This is a genomic window from Streptomyces sp. SID5469, assembly GCF_009862865.1.
In the GTDB taxonomy this organism is placed as follows: domain Bacteria; phylum Actinomycetota; class Actinomycetes; order Streptomycetales; family Streptomycetaceae; genus Streptomyces; species Streptomyces avermitilis.
This window is the reverse complement of record NZ_WWIN01000001.1, coordinates 6,520,927-6,539,477: the sequence shown is the minus strand read 5'-3', so window position 1 is coordinate 6,539,477 and position 18,551 is coordinate 6,520,927. Positions and strand designations below refer to the sequence as shown.

Sequence of the window (18,551 nt, the reverse complement as noted above, 5' to 3'; positions counted from 1 at the left end):
GATACTCCCTCCATGAACGCGAGCCGCCCGATCACACCCCCCAAGGACCCCGTCGACGCGATCATCGAGCAGTGGGCCGCCGCCCGGCCGGACCTCGACACCGCCGCGATGGAGGTCTTCGGGCGCGTCTTCCGGCTCTCGCGGACGATGGGCGACCGGATGGAGAAGGCGTACGAGCGGTTCGGGATCTCGCGCGGCGAGTTCGACGTGCTGGCGACCCTGCGCCGTTCCGGCGAGCCGTACACCCTCTCGCCCCGCCAGCTCTCGGCGACGCTGATGCTCACCACCGGCGGGATGACCGGCCGCCTGGACAAGCTGGAACGGGCGGGGCTGCTGCGCCGCTCCCCCGACCCGCACGACCGGCGCGGGCTCCAGGTGACGCTCACGGACGAGGGGTTCCGGCTGATCGACGAGGCGGTGGAGGCCGGGCTCGCCGTCCAGACGGAGGCGCTCGACGCCCTCGACGCGCAGCAGGCCGGCCAACTGGCCGACCTGCTGCGTCAGTTGCTCGCCGGAACCGTCAGCCCCGCCCCAGGGAACTGACCAGCGCCGCCTCGACCTGAGCGGCGTCGCGAGCGTGCGCCGCCCAGGCGACGTAGATGGCCTCCTGATGCCGACATGCCGGGGCTTCCGTCGGCGCCGGGGCCGCCCGGCGCGCACGCCGGGGTGAAACGCGTCGAGGGAGCCCGCGCACCCTTGGGTGCGCGGGCTCCCTCGACGGAAGTGAGAAGGGTGGTGAGTCGTCAGCCCTGCTTCGGCTGCTTGTGGGACTTCTCGCCGACGATCACGAGACCGGCGATGACCACGAACAGCACGATCGGTGCCGCGACGAAGAGACCCAGCGTGTCGATCACGCTCAGCCCCGGGCCGGGGTCGTCGCCGTCGTCGCGGACCACCGCGAGCGCGGGGGACGACATGAGCAGCATCATCAGCGTCGTACCGGCAGCCAGGGCGCCGGCGCGCAGGGCGTTCTTCTTGTCCACGGTGCCAACGTAGCGAACGCCCGAACGAACCGCGCGCCCGGGGTGCCGTTCGGGAGACCGGGGAACCGCGCAAGACCCGCCGCCGCGCCCCTCCCCCGACCTCAGCCCCGCTCCCCGCACCTCGCGCCGCCCGGCGCCCCGCCCCCCGCCGGAAGGCCCCGCAGCACATCCACCAACGCGTGCAACCGCGGCGCGGCCGCCAGCTCCTCCAGCGTCACCGGACGGCCCCGCGCATCGGCGATCGGCAGACGCCAGTTCGGATACTGGTCCCACGTACCCGGCAGGTTCTGCGGGCGCCGGTCGCCCACCGCGTCCGGCAGCCACAGGCCGACCAGCCGGGCCGGGGTGCGCAGCAGAAAGGCGTGCACGGCCTGGATCTCGGCCTCCTCGGACACCGAGCAGATGCCCCCGCTCGCACCCTTGAGCAGTCCGAGCCGGGCCAGCAGGGCCAGCCATTCCGCCGTGTCCGCCGCCGCCGCGGCCCGCTCCTCCTCCAGCGGCCGGGCCAACAGGCCGAGACGGTCGCGGAGTTCGACGTGCGCGCCGGTGAGCCGGGCGGCGGTCGGCGGCAGGTCGTGGGTGGTGGCGGTGGCCAGGCAGTCCGCGCGCCAGCGCTCGGGCGGCAGCGGCAGCCCGTCCCCCTCCCAGTCCCGTTCGAACCACAGCACCGACGTGCCGAGCACGCCGCGCGCGTGCAGCGTCTCGCGCACCCCGGGTTCGACCGTGCCGAGGTCCTCGCCGATCACCAGTGCCCCGGTGCGCGATGCCTCCAGGACGAGGATCGCGAGCATCGCCTCGGCGTCGTACCGGACGTACGTTCCCTCCGTGGGCGGCCGCCCCTGCGGCACCCACCACAGCCGGAACAGCCCCATCACGTGGTCGATGCGCAGGGCGCCCGCGTATCGGAAGAGGGCGCGGAGCAGACGGCGGTACGGGGCGTAGCCGGACTCGGCGAGGCGGTCCGGTCGCCAGGGCGGCAGGCCCCAGTCCTGGCCGAGCGCGTTGAAGGCGTCGGGCGGGGCGCCCACCGACATGCCCGCGGCGAAGTACTCCTGCTGCGCCCAGGCGTCGGCGCCGACGGGATGGACGCCGACCGCGAGGTCGTGCACGAGTCCGACCGCCATGCCCGCGTCACGCGCGGCCCGCTGAGCGGCGGCGAGCTGCTCGTCGGTCAGCCAGGCGAGCCAGGCGTGGAAGTCGACGCGGTCCATCAACTCGCCGCGCGCCCGGGCGGTCTCGGCCGAGCGCGGGTCGCGCAGCCCGGCCGGCCAGCCGTGCCCATCGGCCCCGTACACCTCGGCCAGCGCGCACCACGTCGCGTGGTCCTCCAGCGCCTCGCCCTCCTCGGCGAGGAAGTCGACGTAGGCGGCGCGCCGTCCGGGTCCGAGGGGCACGGCGTGCACGCGTTCCAGCGCCTCCCGCTTCAGCTCCCATACGGCGTCGCGGTCGATCAACGCGCCCTTTCGCAGGACGGATTCGCGCAGCCGGGCGGCGCGGTCGAGGAGCGTACGGACCGGACCGGGGTCGTCGACGTACGCGAACTCGGGAACGTCCTCGACACGCAGGTGCACCGGGTCGGGGTAGCGGCGGGAGGAGGGGCGGTACGGGGACGGGTCGGTGGGGTCGCCCGGCACGGCCACGTGCAACGGGTTGAGCTGCACGAATCCGGCGCCGAGCGCCCGGCCCGCCCAGGCGGCCAGCTCGGCGAGGTCACCGAGGTCGCCCATGCCCCAGGAGCGCTGGGAGAGGAGGGAGTAGAGCTGGACGAGGAGTCCGTAGGCGCGTCCGGGCGGCGCGGACAGCCGGGCGGGCGCGACGACGAGATGGGCGTCGGCGCTGCGGCCGTCCGGTGCGGTGATGTGTAACGCGTGGACACCGGGCGGGAGCTGCTCGGCCGAGGCGCGGGTCTCGCCCTGTTCGGTCTCGATGCGCAGGCGGGTGCCGTCCGGCAGGTCGGTCAGCGCGGCGGGCGGCTGTTCGCCCCAGCACACGACGGTCGGCGGCAGCAGCCGCCGGCGCAGCTCCGTCTCGCGCGCCGCGAGGGCACGGTGTACGGCGTCCGGGGTGCCCGCGTCGACGCCGAGCGCGGCGAGGGCCGTGGTGACGGCGGCGTCCGAAGCGGCGACCGTCCGGCCCGGGGAGGGGCTGTAGGAGGTGGCAACGCCATGGAGCGCGGCGAGCCGCGCCAGCGGCGCCTCACCGACACCGTGGGCCTCGTGGGCCCCATCGGTCTCGTCGGCGCCATGGATCCCGTCGGCCGCATGAGCCCGGTCGGCCTCACCGGGTTCGTCCGTCTCGCTCTCACCCGTCTCGGCCGGGGGCATCTAGAACCCCGCGGGGTCCGGGCCGGCGGCGGTACCCGTGGCCGTGGGCTCACTGGTCAGGGGGGTGGCGTCGGCGAGCGGGGGCTCGCTGGTGAGGGGCTCGGCGTCGGGCAGGGGCGGCTCGCTGGTGAGCGGCGCCTCGGCGCCGGCCCCTTCGGCGCTGAAGGCGTACAGCAGGTGCTCGGGTCCGGCGGACGGCTCCGCCTCAGGTTTGGACAGGGCCGAGAGCAGAAGATGTGCCGATGCGGCCACGGGGGCCTCCTTGGCGTCGTCGGGAAGCGGGTGAAATCAGCCCTACCCAGTCGACGCGTTTGCAGACGTGCAAGGCCGGACAACGTGCGTCAGGTCACCGACCGTGCACGAAAGACTCTCACGAACTCCGCTATTCACTCGCTACATATATCCAGTGCATAATGATCTGCATGAGCACCCGCCACATCCTGCTCGGACTGCTCGCCGCAGGGCCGAGCCATGGCTACGACCTCAAGCGGCGGCACGACGAGCGGTTCCCGCAAGCGCGGCCCCTCGCCTACGGGCAGGTCTATACGACGTTGCAGCGCCTGGTCCGCGACGGTCTCGCCGAGGTCGACGGGACCGATTCCGACGGCGGCCCCGAGCGCACCCTGTACCGCTCCACCGACGACGGCTCCCTGGAGCTGACCCGCTGGGCCGGTGAGATCACCCCGCCCGCTCCCTTCGTGACGAACGAGATCTTCGCCAAGGTCGTCGTCGCGATCCTCGCCTCGGGGGACCCGGCCGCGTACCTGAGCGCACAGCGTGCCGCGCACATGGCACGGATGCGGGAGCTCACGGCCGTGAAGACCGCATCCGGCGCCGATCTGGCGACCGTCCTCTCGGCCGACTACGCCCTCAACCACCTCGACGCCGATCTGCGCTGGATGACCACCACAGGCGCCCGGCTCACCACTTTGACCGCGGAGGTCGACGCAGCATGAGCAACCCACTCCTCGCGGCCCGGGGACTCGTCAAAGCCCACGGCTCCACCCCGGCACTGCGCGGCGCCTCGGTGGAGCTCCGGGCGGGCGAGATCCTCGCCGTCACCGGGGCCAGCGGCAGCGGCAAGTCCACGCTGCTGCACTGCCTCGCCGGGATAGTCCGCCCGGACGAGGGTGCCGTCGTCTACGGCGGCGAACGCCTCGACCAGCTCCCGGAGAACCGGCTGAGCGAGCTGCGGCGCACGGAGTTCGGCGTGGTGTTCCAGTTCGGACAGCTGATCCCCGAGCTGACCGCGCTCGACAACGTGGCGCTGCCCCTGCTCCTCGCGGGCACCTCACGCAAGGCGGCGCAGGAGCGGGCGGGCGAATGGCTGGAGCGGTTCGGCGTCCGCGGGCAGGAGGAGTCGCGGCCCGGCGAGCTGAGCGGCGGCCAGGCACAGCGGGTCTCCCTGGCGCGGGCCCTGGTGACCGGCCCGAAGGCGGTCTTCGCGGACGAGCCGACCGGCGCGCTCGACTCCCTCGCCGGGGAGCAGGTGATGACCGCGCTGACCCACACGGCCCGCGAGTCCGGCACGGCGGTGCTGCTGATCACGCACGACGCGCAGGTGGCGGCGTACGCGGACCGGGAGGTGTCGCTGCGGGACGGGGTCGTGATCGCCGCCGGACACCTCCCGAGCGGGGCCGACACGTCGGCGGAGGTGACTCGATGAGGACCGATCTCCGGCTCGCCCTGCTGCTGATCCGCGGCTCCGACCGGCGTGAGTGGTGGCGGGTCGCGCTCACGGCGGTGGGCGCGATGGGCGCCACGGGGCTCGCCCTGGGCGCGACGGCGATCGTCTCGCTCCGGGGGCAGTACAACGTGCCCCTCGCGAACGGGCTGCTGAACCAGCCCGGGGAGCGCTCGGGCGTGATCCTCACGCTGCTGCTCCTGCTGGTCCCCGTGCTCGGCTTCCTCGGGCAGTGCGCCCGCATCGGCGCACTGCACCGCGACCGGCGGCTGGCCGGACTGCGCCTCGCGGGCGCCACGCCGGGCCAGGTGCGGCGGATCGCCGCCCTGGAGGCGGGGCTCACCTGTCTGCTCGGCTCGGTGGTCGCCACCGTCTTCGCCGCGCTGCTCCTGCTGAGCCAGTGGCAGCATCCGCCGGCGACGGTCTGGGCCGGGTTCGCGCTGGTCATGGTGGCCGTACCGCTGCTGGGCGTGCTGGTGAGCACCCTCGCGCTGCGTCGGGTGATCGCCTCCCCGCTGGGCTGGGTGCGCCGGGTGCGCCCGCAACCGGGCAAGGGCCGGGGTCCGGGCCTCGCGTTCATCGCGGCGGCGCTGGTCCTCCTCACCGTGGGCCTCGTCATCACTCCGGGCACCTTCGGCGGGTTCGGCACGGCCCCGCTGCTGATCTTCACCGTGGTGGTCGTCACCGGTATGGGCGCCGTCTGGCTGACCGGCGCCACCGCCCGGCTCACGGGCCGGCTCCTCGCGGCGCGCACCGGGAACCCGGCGACCCTGATCGCGGCGGAACGGCTGCGCGACGACCCGTGGGCCGCCGCCCGCACCCATGCCGCCGTCCTGCTGGTGACCGTCGTCGGGACGGCATTCGTGGGCATCCGTCAAACGCTGCTCGCCGGCCTGACCGGGCGCGACAGGCGGATGTTCGCCGACAACATGTCCTTCTACACCACCGGCATCAATCTGACGGGAGCCGCCATCCTCGTCGCCCTGGGGATCACGCTCGCGGGGCTCGCCGTAGGCACCGCGGAATCGCTCGCCGCGCGCCGCCGGGGCCTGTCCGCGCAGGCCGCCGCCGGGGTGCCGAGGCCGGTCCTGGCCAAGGCCCTGCTCCTGGAGACCGCCCTGCCGCTCGCCCCCGCGGTGGCGCTGGCCGGCCTCGGCGGCATCGGCATCGGCGTCTTGTACGCGGCGGCGTTCGGTGAGGGCATACCCGTGCTGCCGCTGCTGGTGCCGCCGGCCGTGTACGCGGCCTGCCTGCTCGCCGCGGCGGCCTCCCTGCCGCGTCTGCGCCGCTCGGTACACCCGGCGGAACTGCGCTACGCCTGACTGTCCGGCACGGGATGCGTCCGGCCCGGCCGCCACCGGACCCGGCCGACACCGGACGCGCGACGGTCCGGCCCCGGGGGCACAGGGGACTTCCGGGGCCGGACCGAAAGGCGTGCGGGCCAAAGGCGGGCGGGCAATACGAAGGCCCGGGTCGTCAGGCGGAGATGCCGTCGATCCGGGCCATCGCGTCGTCCGCGCCGTACGGCTGTAGGTAGGGCAGCCAGCGCGGGTCCCTATGCCCGGTGCCGATGATGCGCCAGGCCAGACCCGTGGGCGGAGCGGGTTTGTGGCGCAGCCGCCAGCCGATCTCGAAGAGGTGGCGGTCGGCCTTGACGTGGTTGCAGCGGCGGCAGGACGCCACCACGTTGTCCCAGGCGTGCTGACCCCCGCGGCTGCGCGGGATGACGTGGTCGACGCTGGTTGCGACGCCACCGCAGTACATGCACCGGCCGCCGTCGCGGGCGAACAACGCCCGCCGGGTCAGCGGAACGGGCCCCCGGTAAGGGACCCGTACGAACCTCTTCAGCCGGACCACGCTGGGTGCGGGGACAGTAACGGTTGCGCTGTGCATGAAGGCGCCGGATTCCTCGAGGCAGACTGCCTTGTTCTCAAGGACGAGGACGAGCGCGCGGCGGAGCGGTACGACGCCGAGTGGCTCGTACGACGCGTTGAGGACCAGGACATGCGGCACGGATGCCTCCTTGTACGCCGGCGGCGCGTGGCTCGCGCCGGGACGATCTGCAGTCAGTCTCCCCTCTTGCCTGGTGGAAGCGCCACCATGTCCCGGTAACGGGCTGGGAGTGTTTTCGACCACACCTTTCTTGCTCCCCGGGACCACACCCCGTTCATCCCCAGGTGAGCACGGTCTCTCCCTCGAACATCGCAACGATCCACACACGATGCCCCGTTAGTGTGGTGGGTCTGCCCGTCCGGTGACATTTCCGTGACCTTGACGACCTTGACCGCTTCGCCGGGGGCAGACGCAGCACCTGGAGGTACCTGCCGTGTCCTTGCCCGCCGTCCTACTGGCCGCCGGTGTCACACCGTCCCCGTCTCCCTCGCAGACGACGGACCCGGCCACCGCCACGCTCCAGGACGCCCAGCACAGCGCGACGAACGCCGCGAGCTGGGTCTCGCAGAACTGGTCCACGTGGCTGGCGATCGGTCTGCGCGTCCTGCTGATCCTGGTGATCGCGGGCGTGCTGAGAGTGGTGGTGCGGCGGGCGATCACCAAGCTGATCGACCGCATGAGCCGCACGGCGGAGGGGGTCGACGGCACGGCGCTCGGCGGTCTCCTGGTGAACGTGGAGCGCCGCCGCCAGCGTTCCCAGGCGATCGGCTCGGTACTCCGCTCGGTGGCGTCGTTCCTGATCCTCGGCACCGCCGCCCTGATGATCCTCGGCACCTTCGAGATCAACCTGGCCCCGCTGCTGGCGTCGGCCGGTGTCGCGGGTGTCGCGATCGGTTTCGGCGCCCGGAACCTGGTCACCGACTTCCTCTCCGGCGTCTTCATGATCCTGGAGGACCAGTACGGGGTCGGCGACACGGTCGACGCGGGCGTCGCGTCCGGCGAGGTCATCGAGGTGGGCCTGCGCGTGACCAAGCTGCGCGGCGACAACGGCGAGATCTGGTACGTCCGCAACGGCGAGGTCAAGCGCATCGGCAACCTCTCCCAGGGCTGGGCGACGGCGGGCGTGGACGTGACCGTCCGCGCCTCCGAGGATCTGGACCGGGTGAAGGCCACGCTCGACGACGTCGCCGAGCGGATGAGCAAGGAGGAGCCCTGGAACGAGCTCCTCTGGGGCCCGATCGAGGTCCTCGGCCTGGACAGCGTCCTGCTGGACTCGATGGTGGTCCATGTCTCGGCGAAGACGATGCCGGGCAAGGCTGCAGCCGTGGCCCGCGAGCTGCGCTGGCGCATCAAGCGCGCCTTCGACGCGGCGGACATCCGCATCGTGGGCGGCCTCCCGTCCCAGCCGGACGGGGACCCGGTCCCCGACCCGACGGCGACGGTCGCGGCCCCCTCGGTCTACTCGAACACGGCGTCCCCGCAGGCGGAGGCGGCATCCCCGCTCACGCCGCCCGTGCGCCCCGCGCCGAAGTAGGCGGCACGAGAGAAACAGGCCGTACGAGAGAAACAGGCCCTACAGAGAAGCAGGCCGTACGAGAGAGGCGGCGCCCGGGACACACGGGGCGCCGCCTCTCGGCATGTTCGGGGAACCCGTCGCCGCCTCTCCGCGCGTACAGGGAACCCGTAGCCACCTCTCCGCGCGTCGCGCTCTCAGCCGGTCAAAGGGCGTGCGTTCCGGCAACTGCGCCCCCGCGCGCCCCTTTCCGCCGGGCCGAGCGCGTCTGCCCCGTCGTGCACCGGCTGGGGAGGGGGGAGATCTCCCGCACGGCCGCGGGCTGCCACGTAACGACTTGGTTGCCCGCCCGTGGCCGGTATTGACGCCTCCGCCACCCCCGGCCTACGTTCCTCCCACCAATAGGAAACTTTCCTAACAATGATCTCGCGATGGACTTCCCGGCGGTCACGCTGGGAAGCTGGGCAGTCGAAAGGCAGGTGGCGACACACATGGCAGGATCCGCCGGCACGCCGGGCACCCCGCGCGTCCTGCGCGCCATGAACGACCGCGCCGCCCTCGACCTGCTCCTCGAGCACGGCCCGCTCAGCCGCACCCGCATAGGCAAGCTCACCGGACTGTCGAAGCCCACCGCCTCCCAGCTCCTGGCCCGCCTCGAAGCCGCCGGGCTCGTCCTGATGACCGGCACCAGCGAAGGACGCCCCGGACCCAACGCCCAGCTCTACGTGGTCAATCCGGGCGCGGCCCACGCGGCCGGGCTCGACGTCACCCCCGAGCGCATCCTCGCCGCCGTCGCCGACGTCACCGGGCGGACCGTGGGCGCGTACGAACTGCCGACCCCCGGCCGGCGCCCGGCCCAGCCCGTCGTACGGCAGGTCACCGACGCCCTGGACGGCGCGGTGAAGGCCGCCGGCCTGGCCCGGGACGACATCCACCGGCTCGTCATCGGCACCCCCGGCGCCTTCGACCCCAACACCGGCCGGCTGCGCTACGCCTCCCACCTCCCCGGCTGGCACTCCCCCACCCTCCTCGACGAACTCGCCGCCGCACTGCCGATGCCGGTCGAGTACGAGAACGACGTCAACCTCGTCGCGATCGCCGAGCAGCGGCTGGGCGCGGCGCGCGGGCACGCGGACTTCGTACTGCTGTGGAACGAGGGCGGACTCGGCGCCGCCCTCGTCCTCGGCGGCCGGCTGCACCGCGGCTGGACCGGCGGCGCCGGCGAGGTCGGCTTCCTGCCCGTGCCCGGCGCACCCCTGGTCCGCCAGGTGACCCGGGCCAACAGCGGCGGCTACCAGGAGCTGGCCGGTTCCCAGGCCATACCCGAGCTGGCCCGCGAGCTCGGCATCGAGGACATACCGCCGGGCCCGTACGCCGAGGTCGCCGCCACCCTCGTCGAGCGGGCCGCCGGCCACGACGACGGCCCCTACCGGCAGTTGCTGCGCACGTACGCCACCGGTCTCGCCACCGGTCTCGCCTCGCTGGTCTCCGTACTCGACCCCGAACTCGTCGTCCTCAGCGGCACCTCGCTCAGCAGGGGCGGCGAGCCGCTGCGGGCCCTGGTGCAGGCCGAGCTGGAGGACCTGGCCGCGTCCCGGCCGCGCCTCGTCGTCGGCGACGTCCACGAACACCCCGTGCTGCGCGGCGCGTTGGAGAGCGCGCTGGCGGCCACCCGCGACGAGGTCTTCGACACCTCCCGCTGAGTACACCCTCCCGCTGAGCACACCTCCCGTCGAGCGCACCTCCCACCGAGTACACCTCCCGTCGAGCGCACCTCTCGCCGAATCACCCCCAAGCCCGAGCCCGCACTCGCCCCGTCCCGCCCGCCCCTCCGAGGGAGACCCCGTCATGCCCGCAATGTCCAGAAAGGTGGCTGTCGCGCTGGCCGCGTCCGCCTCGATAGCCCTCCTCGCCACCGCCTGTACCGGCCAGTCCGACGCCGGCGCGAACGACGACGCGTCCAAGGACACGACGATCAACTTCTGGCATGCGTGGAGCGCGCCGGGCGAGGTCAAGGCCGTGCGGTCGCTGGTCGCGGGCTTCGAGAAGGCGCACCCCAACATCCACGTCGACATCGTCGCCAACATGACCGACGACAAGATCAACCAGGCGCTGCGCGCCGGCGGTGACAAGGCCCCGGACGTCATCTCCTCCTTCACCACCAACAACGTCGGCAAGTTCTGCTCCTCCGGTGCCCTCGTCGACCTCAACCCCTTCTTCAAGAAGGCGGGCGTCGACCCGGCCACCACCTTCCCGAAGGCGATGAACGAGTACACCCAGTTCGACGGCAACCGCTGCGCGGCGCCGCTGCTGGGCGACGCGTACGGGCTCTACTACAACAAGACCGCCTTCAAGAAGGCCGGGATCACCAGCCCCCCGAAGACCTGGTCGGAATTCGAGAAGGACGCCAAGAAGCTCACCCTCACCAAGGGCGACTCCTACAAGCAGCTCGGCTTCATGCCGAACTACCACGGCTGGGAATCGACCACCGAGCACTACTTCGCGCAGTTCTCGCCGACGTACTTCGACCGGAGCGGCAAGTCGAACGTCGCCGAGGACCCCGCGTTCGAGGCCGGGTTCACACTCCAGAAGAAGCTCGTGGACGAGCTCGGCGGCTACAAGAAGCTGGAGACCTACCGCGCCACGCTCGGTGACGAGTGGGGCCCCAAGCACCCCTTCCACACCGGCCAGGTCGCGATGCAGCTGGACGGCGAGTGGCGCCTGGGCATGGCCGAGGAGGCCAAGCCTGACTTCGAGATCGGGGTCGCGCCACTGCCCGTCCCCGACGACCGGGCCGACCAGTACGGCAAGGGCTACATCACCGGCACCATCACCGGCATCGCCGCCACCAGCAAGAAGCAGAACGCGGCCTGGGAGTTGGTGAAGTACATGACCACGGACACGGACGCGGTGGTCGGCTTCGCCAACGACATCCACAACGTGCCCTCCACGCTCGCGGCCCTCAAGTCCCCGAAGCTGACGTACGACCCGCGCTTCAAGACGTTCCTGGACATCGCCGCCGACCCGAACTCGACCACGACTCCCGCCTCCGTCAACGGCGGTGTGTACCTCGTGACCATCCAGGAGTTCGGCTACGCCTACGAGAGCGGCAGGGCCAAGGACCTCAAGGCGGGCCTGGCGGGGACCGCGAAGCAGATCGACACGGACATCGCGCAGGCCAAGTAGCCATGACCACGTACACGCTGCGTGCCAAACGCCGCCGGGCGGCGTTCAGGACGGCCGCCTTCATGTCGCCCTGGCTGATCGGCTTCACGGTCTTCTTCGCGTATCCGCTGATCTCGACGGTCTACTTCTCGTTCATGCACTACGACGGCTTCAAGCCGCCGACGTGGAGCGGGACGAAGAACTGGACGTACGTCTTCGAGCACTACCCGCTGTTCTGGCCCGCGTTGCGCAACACCCTGTGGCTGGTCCTCGTCATGGTGAGCCTGCGCGTCGTCTTCGGGCTGGGCGTCGGGCTCCTCATCACGAAGATCAAGACGGGCACGGGCGTCTTCCGCACCCTCTTCTACCTGCCCTACCTCGCCCCGCCCGTCGCCGCCACCATGGCCTTCGCCTTCCTCCTCAACCCCGGCACCGGGCCGGTCGACTCGATCCTGGAGAAGGCGGGCATCCCGGCGCCCGGCTGGTTCAACGACCCCACCTGGTCCAAGCCCGCCCTGACCCTGCTCGCCCTGTGGGGCATCGGCGACCTGATGGTCATCTTCATGGCCGCACTGCTCGACGTCCCCCAGGAGCAGTACGAGGCGGCGGAGCTGGACGGCGCGTCGGCCCTTCAGCGCTTCCGGTACGTGACGCTCCCGAACATCTCGCCGATCATGATGTTCGCCGTGGTCACCGGCGTGATCCAGACCATGCAGTACTACACCCAGCCACTGATCGCCGGAAAGGTCGCGTCGGGCGTCATCCAGGGCGCCGGTACGCAGTTCGAGCCGGGCTACCCCGACAAGTCGACGCTCACCCTGCCCCAGCTCGTCTACAACCTCGGTTTCCAGCGCTTCGACTACGGCTCCGCCTGTGTGGTCGCGCTCGTGCTGTTCGCCCTGTCCATGGTGTTCACCGCGTTCCTGATGCGGCGCCGGGGCGGCCTCATCCAGGCAGGTGACTGACCATGACCCAAGTGCTGGACAAGCCGGTGGAGTTGACGACAACGGTCTCCCCGGCCGAGCGCACCGCCCGGCGCCGGGCCCTGCTGGAGTGGGTCGCGGTCCACTCGCTGGGCGTGGCGGCGGCCCTCTTCTTCGTCCTCCCCTTCGTGTTCGTGTTCCTGACCTCGCTGATGAGCGACACCCAGGCGCTCAGCCGCGATCTGATCCCGCACACCTGGCAGTGGGGCAACTACCGGAAGGTGTTCGACACCCCGGGCTTCCTGACCTGGTGGAAGAACACACTCCTGTACGCCGGTGCCGGCACCGTCATCACGGTCGTGTCGTCGATCCCCGTGGCGTACGCGCTCGCCAAGTTCCGCTTCCGCGGGCGGAATCTGTCGCTGATGCTGGTCATCTCGATGATGATGCTGCCGCCCCAGGTGATCATCATCCCGATGTACCTGTTCTGGGCGAAGCAGCTGGATCTGTCGGGCACGCTGTGGCCGCTGATCATCCCGATGGCGTTCGGGGACGCGTTCTCCATCTTCCTGCTCCGCCAGTTCCTGATGACCATCCCGAACGAGTACCTCGACGCGGCGAAGGTCGACGGCTGCGGGGACCTCAGGACCCTCCTGAAGGTCGTCCTGCCGATGGCGAGGCCGGGCATCGCGGCCGTCGCGCTCTTCCAGTTCTTCTACGCCTGGAACGACTACTTCGGCCCGCAGATCTACGCGTCCGAGAACCCGGGCGCCTGGACGTTGAGTTACGGCCTGGAGTCGTTCAAGGGCGCGCACCACACCGACTGGAATCTCACCATGGCCGCGACCGTCCTGGTCATGGCCCCCGTGATCCTCGTGTTCTTCTTCGCGCAGAAGGCGTTCGTCGAGGGTGTCACGCTCACCGGAGTGAAGGGCTGACGTATGAAACTGGCAGTTGTGGGCGGGGGGTCCACGTACACCCCCGAACTCATCGACGGCTTCGCCCGGTTGCGGGACACGCTGCCCGTCGAGGAACTGGTCCTCGTCGACCCGGCCGCCGACCGCCTCGAACTGGTGGGCGGCCTCGCCCGGCGCATCTTCGCCAGGCAGGGCCACGACGGCAGGATCGTCACCACGTCCGACCTGGACGCGGGCGTCGAGGGCGCCGACGCGGTGCTGCTCCAGCTGCGCGTGGGCGGACAGGCCGCACGCGAGCAGGACGAGACCTGGCCGCTGGAGTGCGGCTGCGTCGGCCAGGAGACGACGGGCGCGGGCGGTCTCGCCAAGGCGCTGCGCACGGTGCCGGTGGTGCTGGACATCGCCGAGCGCGTCCGCCGCGCCAACCCGGACGCCTGGATCATCGATTTCACCAATCCGGTGGGGATCGTGACGCGCGCCCTGCTCCAGGCCGGTCACAAGGCCGTCGGGCTGTGCAACGTGGCGATCGGCTTCCAGCGGAAGTTCGCCGGGCTGCTCGGCGTCGCCCCCGCCGACGTCCACCTCGACCACGTCGGCCTCAACCACCTCACCTGGGAGACCGGGGTGCGCCTGGGCGGCCCCGAGGGCGAGAACGTCCTGCCCAAGCTGCTCGCCGAGCACGGTGACGCCGTCGCGGGCGACCTGCGCCTGCCGCGCAGCATCGTCGACCGGCTCGGCGTCGTCCCCTCGTACTACCTGCGCTACTTCTACGCGCACGACGAGGTCGTACGAGAGCTCGGGACCAAACCCTCGCGGGCCGCGGAGGTCGCGCGGATGGAGCGGCGGTTGCTGGAGATGTACGGCGACCCCGCGCTCGACGAGAAGCCGGCGCTGCTGGCCGAGCGGGGTGGCGCGTACTACTCGGAGGCGGCCGTGGACCTCGCGGCCTCGCTGCTGGGCGGGGGAGGCAGCCCGTACCAGGTGGTGAACGCCTACAACAAGGGCACGTTGCCCTTCCTGCCCGACGACGCGGTGATCGAGGTGCAGGCCGCGGTCGGCCCGCACGGCCCCACCCCGCTGCCGGTGCCGCCGGTGGACCCGCTGTACGCGGGGCTGATGGCGAACGTCACGGCGTACGAGGACCTGGCCCTTGAGGCCGCGCTGCGCGGCGGACGCGACCGGGTGTTCCGGGCGCTGCTCGCGCACCCGCTGATCGGCCAGTACGGGTACGCCGACGCCCTCACCGACCGGCTGATCGCGCACAACCGGGAGCACCTCGCGTGGGCGTGAGCACAGACGTCCCCGCCCTCGACGGAGCGAGCGTGCTCGCGATCGACGCGGGGAACAGCAAGACCGACGTCGCGGTCGTGGCCGCCGACGGCACGGTCGTCGGCGCCGCGCGCGGCGGCGGGTTCCGTCCCCCGGCGGTGGGGGTGGAGACGGCGGTGGACGTGGTCGCCGACGCGGTGGGCCGGGCCTTCGCCGCGGCCGGCGTCACCTCGGTCACGCATGTCTCGGCGTGTCTGGCGAACGCCGATCTCCCCGTCGAGGAGAAGCAGTTGGCGGCCGCCCTGCACGCGCGCGCGTGGGGCACGAGTGTGGAGGTGCGCAATGACACCTTCGCGATCCTGCGGGCGGGCGTCGCCGAGCCGCACGGGGTCGCGGTGGTGTGCGGCGCGGGCATCAACTGCGTGGGCATGCGCCCCGACGGCCGCACCGCGCGTTTCCCGGCCATCGGCCGCATCTCCGGCGACTGGGGCGGCGGCTGGGCCCTGGCGGAGGAGGCCCTGTGGCATGCGGCGCGGGCGGAGGACGGGCGGGGCGGCCCGACGGCCCTGGCCCGTACGCTCCCCGCGCACTTCGGCCTGGAGTCGATGTACGCGCTGATCGAGGCGCTCCACCTGGAGCACATCGAGCACTCCCGGCGCCATGAGCTGACACCCGTCCTGTTCGCCACGGCTCGCGACGGCGACCCGGTGGCGCGGGCCGTCGTCGACCGGCTGGCGGACGAGGTGGTGGCGATGGCCGTGGTCGCCCTGACCCGCCTCGACCTGCTCGCGGAGGAGACCCCCGTGCTGCTCGGCGGCAGCGTCCTCGCGGCCCGCCACCCCCAACTCGACGACCGGATAAGGGACCTGCTGGCGGCCCGCGCCCCCAAGGCGGTACCCCGGGTGGTCACCGCAGGGCCGGTCCTCGGCGCGGCCCTGCTGGGCCTCGACCACGTGCACGCCCCGGAGGAGGTCCACGCGCGCGTACGGGCACACTACGAAGGAGCGTAGGGGCGTAGGGGCGTGAGGTGCATGCGGGGCGGGCGGGGCGGGCGGGGCGGGCGGGACATGAGGGCGTGAACCTCCCCGTTCGTACGGGAACCGAACAGATACAGGGTCGCGTATTCATGACCGGAGGATGGCGCGGGGAGTACTGCCGTGCGCCGGAATCCGCACGACCGCGCCGCGATCCGAACAAGATCGTGTGAAGGCCTGTGCGGATGTCAGTCCCGGCGGCGATACTTGCGGCCGTGCACCTCTGTCCGTGCCCCCGCGGCACCGGGCGGGGGTGACCGGCGGATGACCATGGGGGAGGTCAAGTGACACACCCGCAGAAAGGCAGCGCGCCACCGGCCCAGGCCGCACCGACGACGCCGGCCCTGCCGCGGTCCGGCGTGCCCGGCGCGCGGGAAGCGCCCGGCGCGCGTGCGTCACAGGGCCGCCCCGACCCCGCCCCGCCCCGCCGCACGGCCTGGGCGGAGGGCGTCGACCAGCTGCGGGCCGCCGCGACGACCGAGCCCGGCCGGCTGCGCCTCATCGGCGCCGTCCTGGCCCTGCTCGTGGTCGCGTTCGGCGCGGTCACCGCCTGGCAGATGACCGACCGCTCGGCCGCCGCGGACGACGTGCTGCACAGCAGCCAGCCGCTGAGCGCGGGCGCGGCGGACATCTACCGCTCGCTCGCCGACGCCAACACGACCGCGTCCAGCGGCTTCCTCGCGGGCGGCGAGGAGCCGGCGGGCTCCCGCACGCGCTTCGAGGACGACATCAGGACGGCCGCCGACAAGCTGGTCGTCGCCGCCGCCAACTCCGAGCCGGGCTCGCCCTCCGCGGACACCATCGCCAAGCTCAACAAACTGCTGCCCGAGTACAAGGGCCTGATCGAGCGGGCCCGCGCCAACAACCGGCAGGGCTTCCCGCTGGGCGGGGCCTATCTGCGGTACGCGAACGACACGATGCAGCAGAAGATGCTGCCGGCCGCGCAGGATCTCTACACCAAGGAGAACCAGCGGCTGCGCTCGGACTACGACAGCGCGACGCCGTACCCGTGGGCCGCGATGGGCCTCGGCGTCCTCGCTCTCGCCGCGCTCGGCTGGGCCCAGCGCCGCAACTACCGGCGTACGAACCGGGTGCTGAACCAGGGCCTGGTCGCCGCCACGGCCGCCTCCGCGGTGGTCCTGCTCTGGCTGGTCGTCGGACACACCGTCGCGCGCGCCGGCCTCGACTCGTCGTACGACCACGGAGTGCGCTCGCTCAACGTGCTGCACGACGCCCGGATCGCGTCGCTGAACGCGCGGGGCAACGAGAACCTGACCCTGGTCAGCCGCGGCGCCGAGACCAAGACCCTGCCCGACGAGAGCGTCGAGGACGTCTTCGACTACAACTTCAAGCAGGACATGAAGAAGCTCTCCGCGGGCCTCGCCGAGGCGAAGTCGCTGGCCGACGACCAGGCGGGCGGGCAGCCCGTGACGGCCGCCACCGGGAACATGGAGGAGTGGCAGTCGCGCCACCGGGAAGCGCGCGCGGCCGACGACTCCGGCAACTACCAGGCCGCGCTGGACAAGGTCATCGGCTCCAAGGCGGACAAGCCGACGGGCGAGTGCTTCGACGGCGTCGACCACAACCTGGAGCTGGCCCTCGCCCACGAGGAGACCGAGTTCAAGCAGGCGGCGGGCGACGGCCGGGACGCGATGACCGGGCTCTCGGTGGGCGCCGCGGTGCTGGCCGTGCTGGGCGCGGCGGGCGCGGTGCTGGGCATCGGGCGCAGGCTTTCGGAGTACCGGTGAGAGGGGGAGCCGCGATGACCGCACGACGCCTGAGGGCGAGCCTGAAGGGCTGGGGCGGCGTAGGGGCGATGGCCGTCGCCTGCCTCCTCACCGCCGTCTTCGTCCTGCTGCCGCTCACCCGTGCGAGCGGGGAAGGCGGTGCGGGCGTCGGCGGCCAGGGCGTGGCCGAGGGCACGCAGGTGAGGGACGAGACCTGCGACCACCCCGAGCGCAAGAGCCCGCCGGCCTCGAACGACGAGAGCGGCGCGGCGATCAAGGCCATCAAGAAGCGCGGCTATCTGTCGGTCGGTGTCGACCAGAACAGCTACCGCTGGGGCTACCGCGACCCGAACAGCACCAAGAAGGGCAGCGACCTCGAGGGCTTCGACATCGACCTCGCCCACCGGATCGCGGACGAGATCCTCGGCAAGCCGAACGCCGACGTCCGGTTCCACGCCATCCCCACCAACCAGCGCATCGAAGCGATCAGGAGTGGGCAGGTCGACATGGTGGTACGCACCATGACGATCACCTGCAAGCGGCTGGCGGACGTGGCGTTCTCCGACCCCTACTTCCGCACGGGCCAGCAGGTCCTGGCCCCGAAGAAGTCCGGCATCACGGGGTACGACAAGTCGCTCGCGCACAAGAGGATCTGCACGGCGGCGAGTTCGACGGCGTTCGACACGCTGACCGCCGACCGGAAGGCGGGCAGGCTCGTCGTGTCCGCCCGCATGTCCGAACCCGTCCCCAATCAACTCGACTGCCTCGTAAGGCTCCAGCTCGGCCAGGTCGACGCGGTGGTGACCGACGGCGCGCTCGCCGCGAGCCAGGCCGCGCAGGACCCGACGGTCGAGCTCAAGGGCGCCGCCTTCACCGACGAGTACTACGGCGTGGCGATGAAACTGGACGCCAAGGATCTGGTACGCCGGGTCAACCAGGTACTCGTGGACTACCGCAGGAGCGGCTGGCAGGCCTCGTACGACACCTGGCTGTCCCCGACCCTGGGGAAGAACTCGGGACCGTCGAAACCGCCCGCCTCCTAGAAGAAGCAACCGACCTGATACCACCCGAGAGTTACCCGGGCGCACCGGACAGGCGCGCAGGGAACGACCGAGAGCG

At 71.9% G+C, this 18,551-nt stretch carries 17 protein-coding genes; 13 read left to right on the top strand and 4 right to left on the bottom strand.

Going from position 1 to position 18,551, the window contains the following annotated elements; all coding sequences use genetic code 11:
• Window positions 1-12: 12 nt before the first annotated feature.
• Window positions 13-543 carry a MarR family transcriptional regulator gene (locus GTY58_RS28185; RefSeq protein WP_010986796.1) on the top strand — a complete coding sequence of 177 codons (531 nt, stop codon included), beginning with the start codon at window positions 13-15 and terminating at the stop codon, window positions 541-543.
• A 200-nt stretch (window positions 544-743) separates the two neighbouring features.
• On the opposite strand, the gene GTY58_RS28180 is transcribed toward GTY58_RS28185, so the two are convergent.
• From GTY58_RS28180 to GTY58_RS28170, 3 genes are all read right to left on the bottom strand, one after another.
• The gene (locus GTY58_RS28180) at window positions 744-983 is read right to left on the bottom strand and encodes a hypothetical protein (RefSeq protein ID WP_010986795.1); all 240 of its coding nucleotides are present in this window, start codon (window positions 981-983) and stop codon (window positions 744-746) included.
• A gap of 101 nt (window positions 984-1,084) precedes the next feature.
• The gene (gene malQ / locus GTY58_RS28175; RefSeq protein WP_010986794.1) at window positions 1,085-3,307 is read right to left on the bottom strand and encodes a 4-alpha-glucanotransferase; all 2,223 of its coding nucleotides are present in this window, start codon (window positions 3,305-3,307) and stop codon (window positions 1,085-1,087) included.
• A complete protein-coding gene (locus GTY58_RS28170) occupies window positions 3,308-3,559 on the bottom strand; it encodes a hypothetical protein (RefSeq protein ID WP_010986793.1) in 252 nt (83 codons plus the stop codon).
• Window positions 3,560-3,729: 170 nt separating this feature from the next.
• On the opposite strand from GTY58_RS28170, the gene GTY58_RS28165 reads away from it, so the two are divergent.
• Genes GTY58_RS28165 through GTY58_RS28155 form a run of 3 tightly spaced genes read left to right on the top strand, consistent with a single transcriptional unit; the run spans window position 3,730 to window position 6,313 of the window.
• Entirely contained in the window at window positions 3,730-4,263 is a 534-nt protein-coding gene (locus GTY58_RS28165) for a PadR family transcriptional regulator (protein ID WP_010986792.1), read from the top strand.
• Window positions 4,260-4,973 (top strand): ABC transporter ATP-binding protein, encoded by a 714-nt coding sequence (locus GTY58_RS28160; protein ID WP_010986791.1) that lies wholly within the window; start codon window positions 4,260-4,262, stop codon window positions 4,971-4,973. The genes GTY58_RS28165 and GTY58_RS28160 overlap by 4 nt, the downstream gene beginning before the upstream one ends.
• Complete coding sequence (locus GTY58_RS28155) at window positions 4,970-6,313, top strand: FtsX-like permease family protein (RefSeq protein ID WP_010986790.1); 1,344 nt, start codon at window positions 4,970-4,972, stop codon at window positions 6,311-6,313. The genes GTY58_RS28160 and GTY58_RS28155 overlap by 4 nt, the downstream gene beginning before the upstream one ends.
• Before the next feature lie 154 nt (window positions 6,314-6,467).
• On the opposite strand, the gene GTY58_RS28150 is transcribed toward GTY58_RS28155, so the two are convergent.
• On the bottom strand, window positions 6,468-7,004 hold the full coding sequence (locus GTY58_RS28150) for an HNH endonuclease (RefSeq protein WP_010986789.1): 537 nt from the start codon (window positions 7,002-7,004) through the stop codon (window positions 6,468-6,470).
• A 313-nt stretch (window positions 7,005-7,317) separates the two neighbouring features.
• Between GTY58_RS28150 and GTY58_RS28145 the strand changes: the two genes are divergently transcribed.
• The 9 genes from GTY58_RS28145 (at window position 7,318) to GTY58_RS28105 (ending at window position 18,475) form a co-directional block, all read left to right on the top strand.
• Window positions 7,318-8,418 carry a mechanosensitive ion channel family protein gene (locus GTY58_RS28145; RefSeq protein ID WP_010986788.1) on the top strand — a complete coding sequence of 367 codons (1,101 nt, stop codon included), beginning with the start codon at window positions 7,318-7,320 and terminating at the stop codon, window positions 8,416-8,418.
• Window positions 8,419-8,888: 470 nt separating this feature from the next.
• Window positions 8,889-10,100, top strand: coding sequence for an ROK family transcriptional regulator (locus GTY58_RS28140; protein WP_010986787.1), 1,212 nt, complete (start codon window positions 8,889-8,891; stop codon window positions 10,098-10,100).
• Window positions 10,101-10,245: 145 nt separating this feature from the next.
• Complete coding sequence (locus GTY58_RS28135) at window positions 10,246-11,583, top strand: ABC transporter substrate-binding protein (protein WP_010986786.1); 1,338 nt, start codon at window positions 10,246-10,248, stop codon at window positions 11,581-11,583.
• Between the two features lie 2 nt (window positions 11,584-11,585).
• Window positions 11,586-12,527 carry a sugar ABC transporter permease gene (locus GTY58_RS28130; RefSeq protein ID WP_010986785.1) on the top strand — a complete coding sequence of 314 codons (942 nt, stop codon included), beginning with the start codon at window positions 11,586-11,588 and terminating at the stop codon, window positions 12,525-12,527.
• A 2-nt stretch (window positions 12,528-12,529) separates the two neighbouring features.
• Window positions 12,530-13,423, top strand: a complete 894-nt coding sequence (locus GTY58_RS28125) for a carbohydrate ABC transporter permease (protein WP_010986784.1) — start codon at window positions 12,530-12,532, stop codon at window positions 13,421-13,423.
• Between the two features lie 3 nt (window positions 13,424-13,426).
• The gene (locus GTY58_RS28120; RefSeq protein WP_010986783.1) at window positions 13,427-14,692 is read left to right on the top strand and encodes a 6-phospho-beta-glucosidase; all 1,266 of its coding nucleotides are present in this window, start codon (window positions 13,427-13,429) and stop codon (window positions 14,690-14,692) included.
• The gene (locus tag GTY58_RS28115; RefSeq protein ID WP_037651501.1) at window positions 14,689-15,681 is read left to right on the top strand and encodes a BadF/BadG/BcrA/BcrD ATPase family protein; all 993 of its coding nucleotides are present in this window, start codon (window positions 14,689-14,691) and stop codon (window positions 15,679-15,681) included. The genes GTY58_RS28120 and GTY58_RS28115 overlap by 4 nt, the downstream gene beginning before the upstream one ends.
• A gap of 308 nt (window positions 15,682-15,989) precedes the next feature.
• Window positions 15,990-17,453, top strand: a complete 1,464-nt coding sequence (locus GTY58_RS28110) for a hypothetical protein (protein WP_010986781.1) — start codon at window positions 15,990-15,992, stop codon at window positions 17,451-17,453.
• A 14-nt stretch (window positions 17,454-17,467) separates the two neighbouring features.
• Complete coding sequence (locus GTY58_RS28105) at window positions 17,468-18,475, top strand: glutamate ABC transporter substrate-binding protein (RefSeq protein ID WP_010986780.1); 1,008 nt, start codon at window positions 17,468-17,470, stop codon at window positions 18,473-18,475.
• Window positions 18,476-18,551 lie beyond the last annotated feature (76 nt).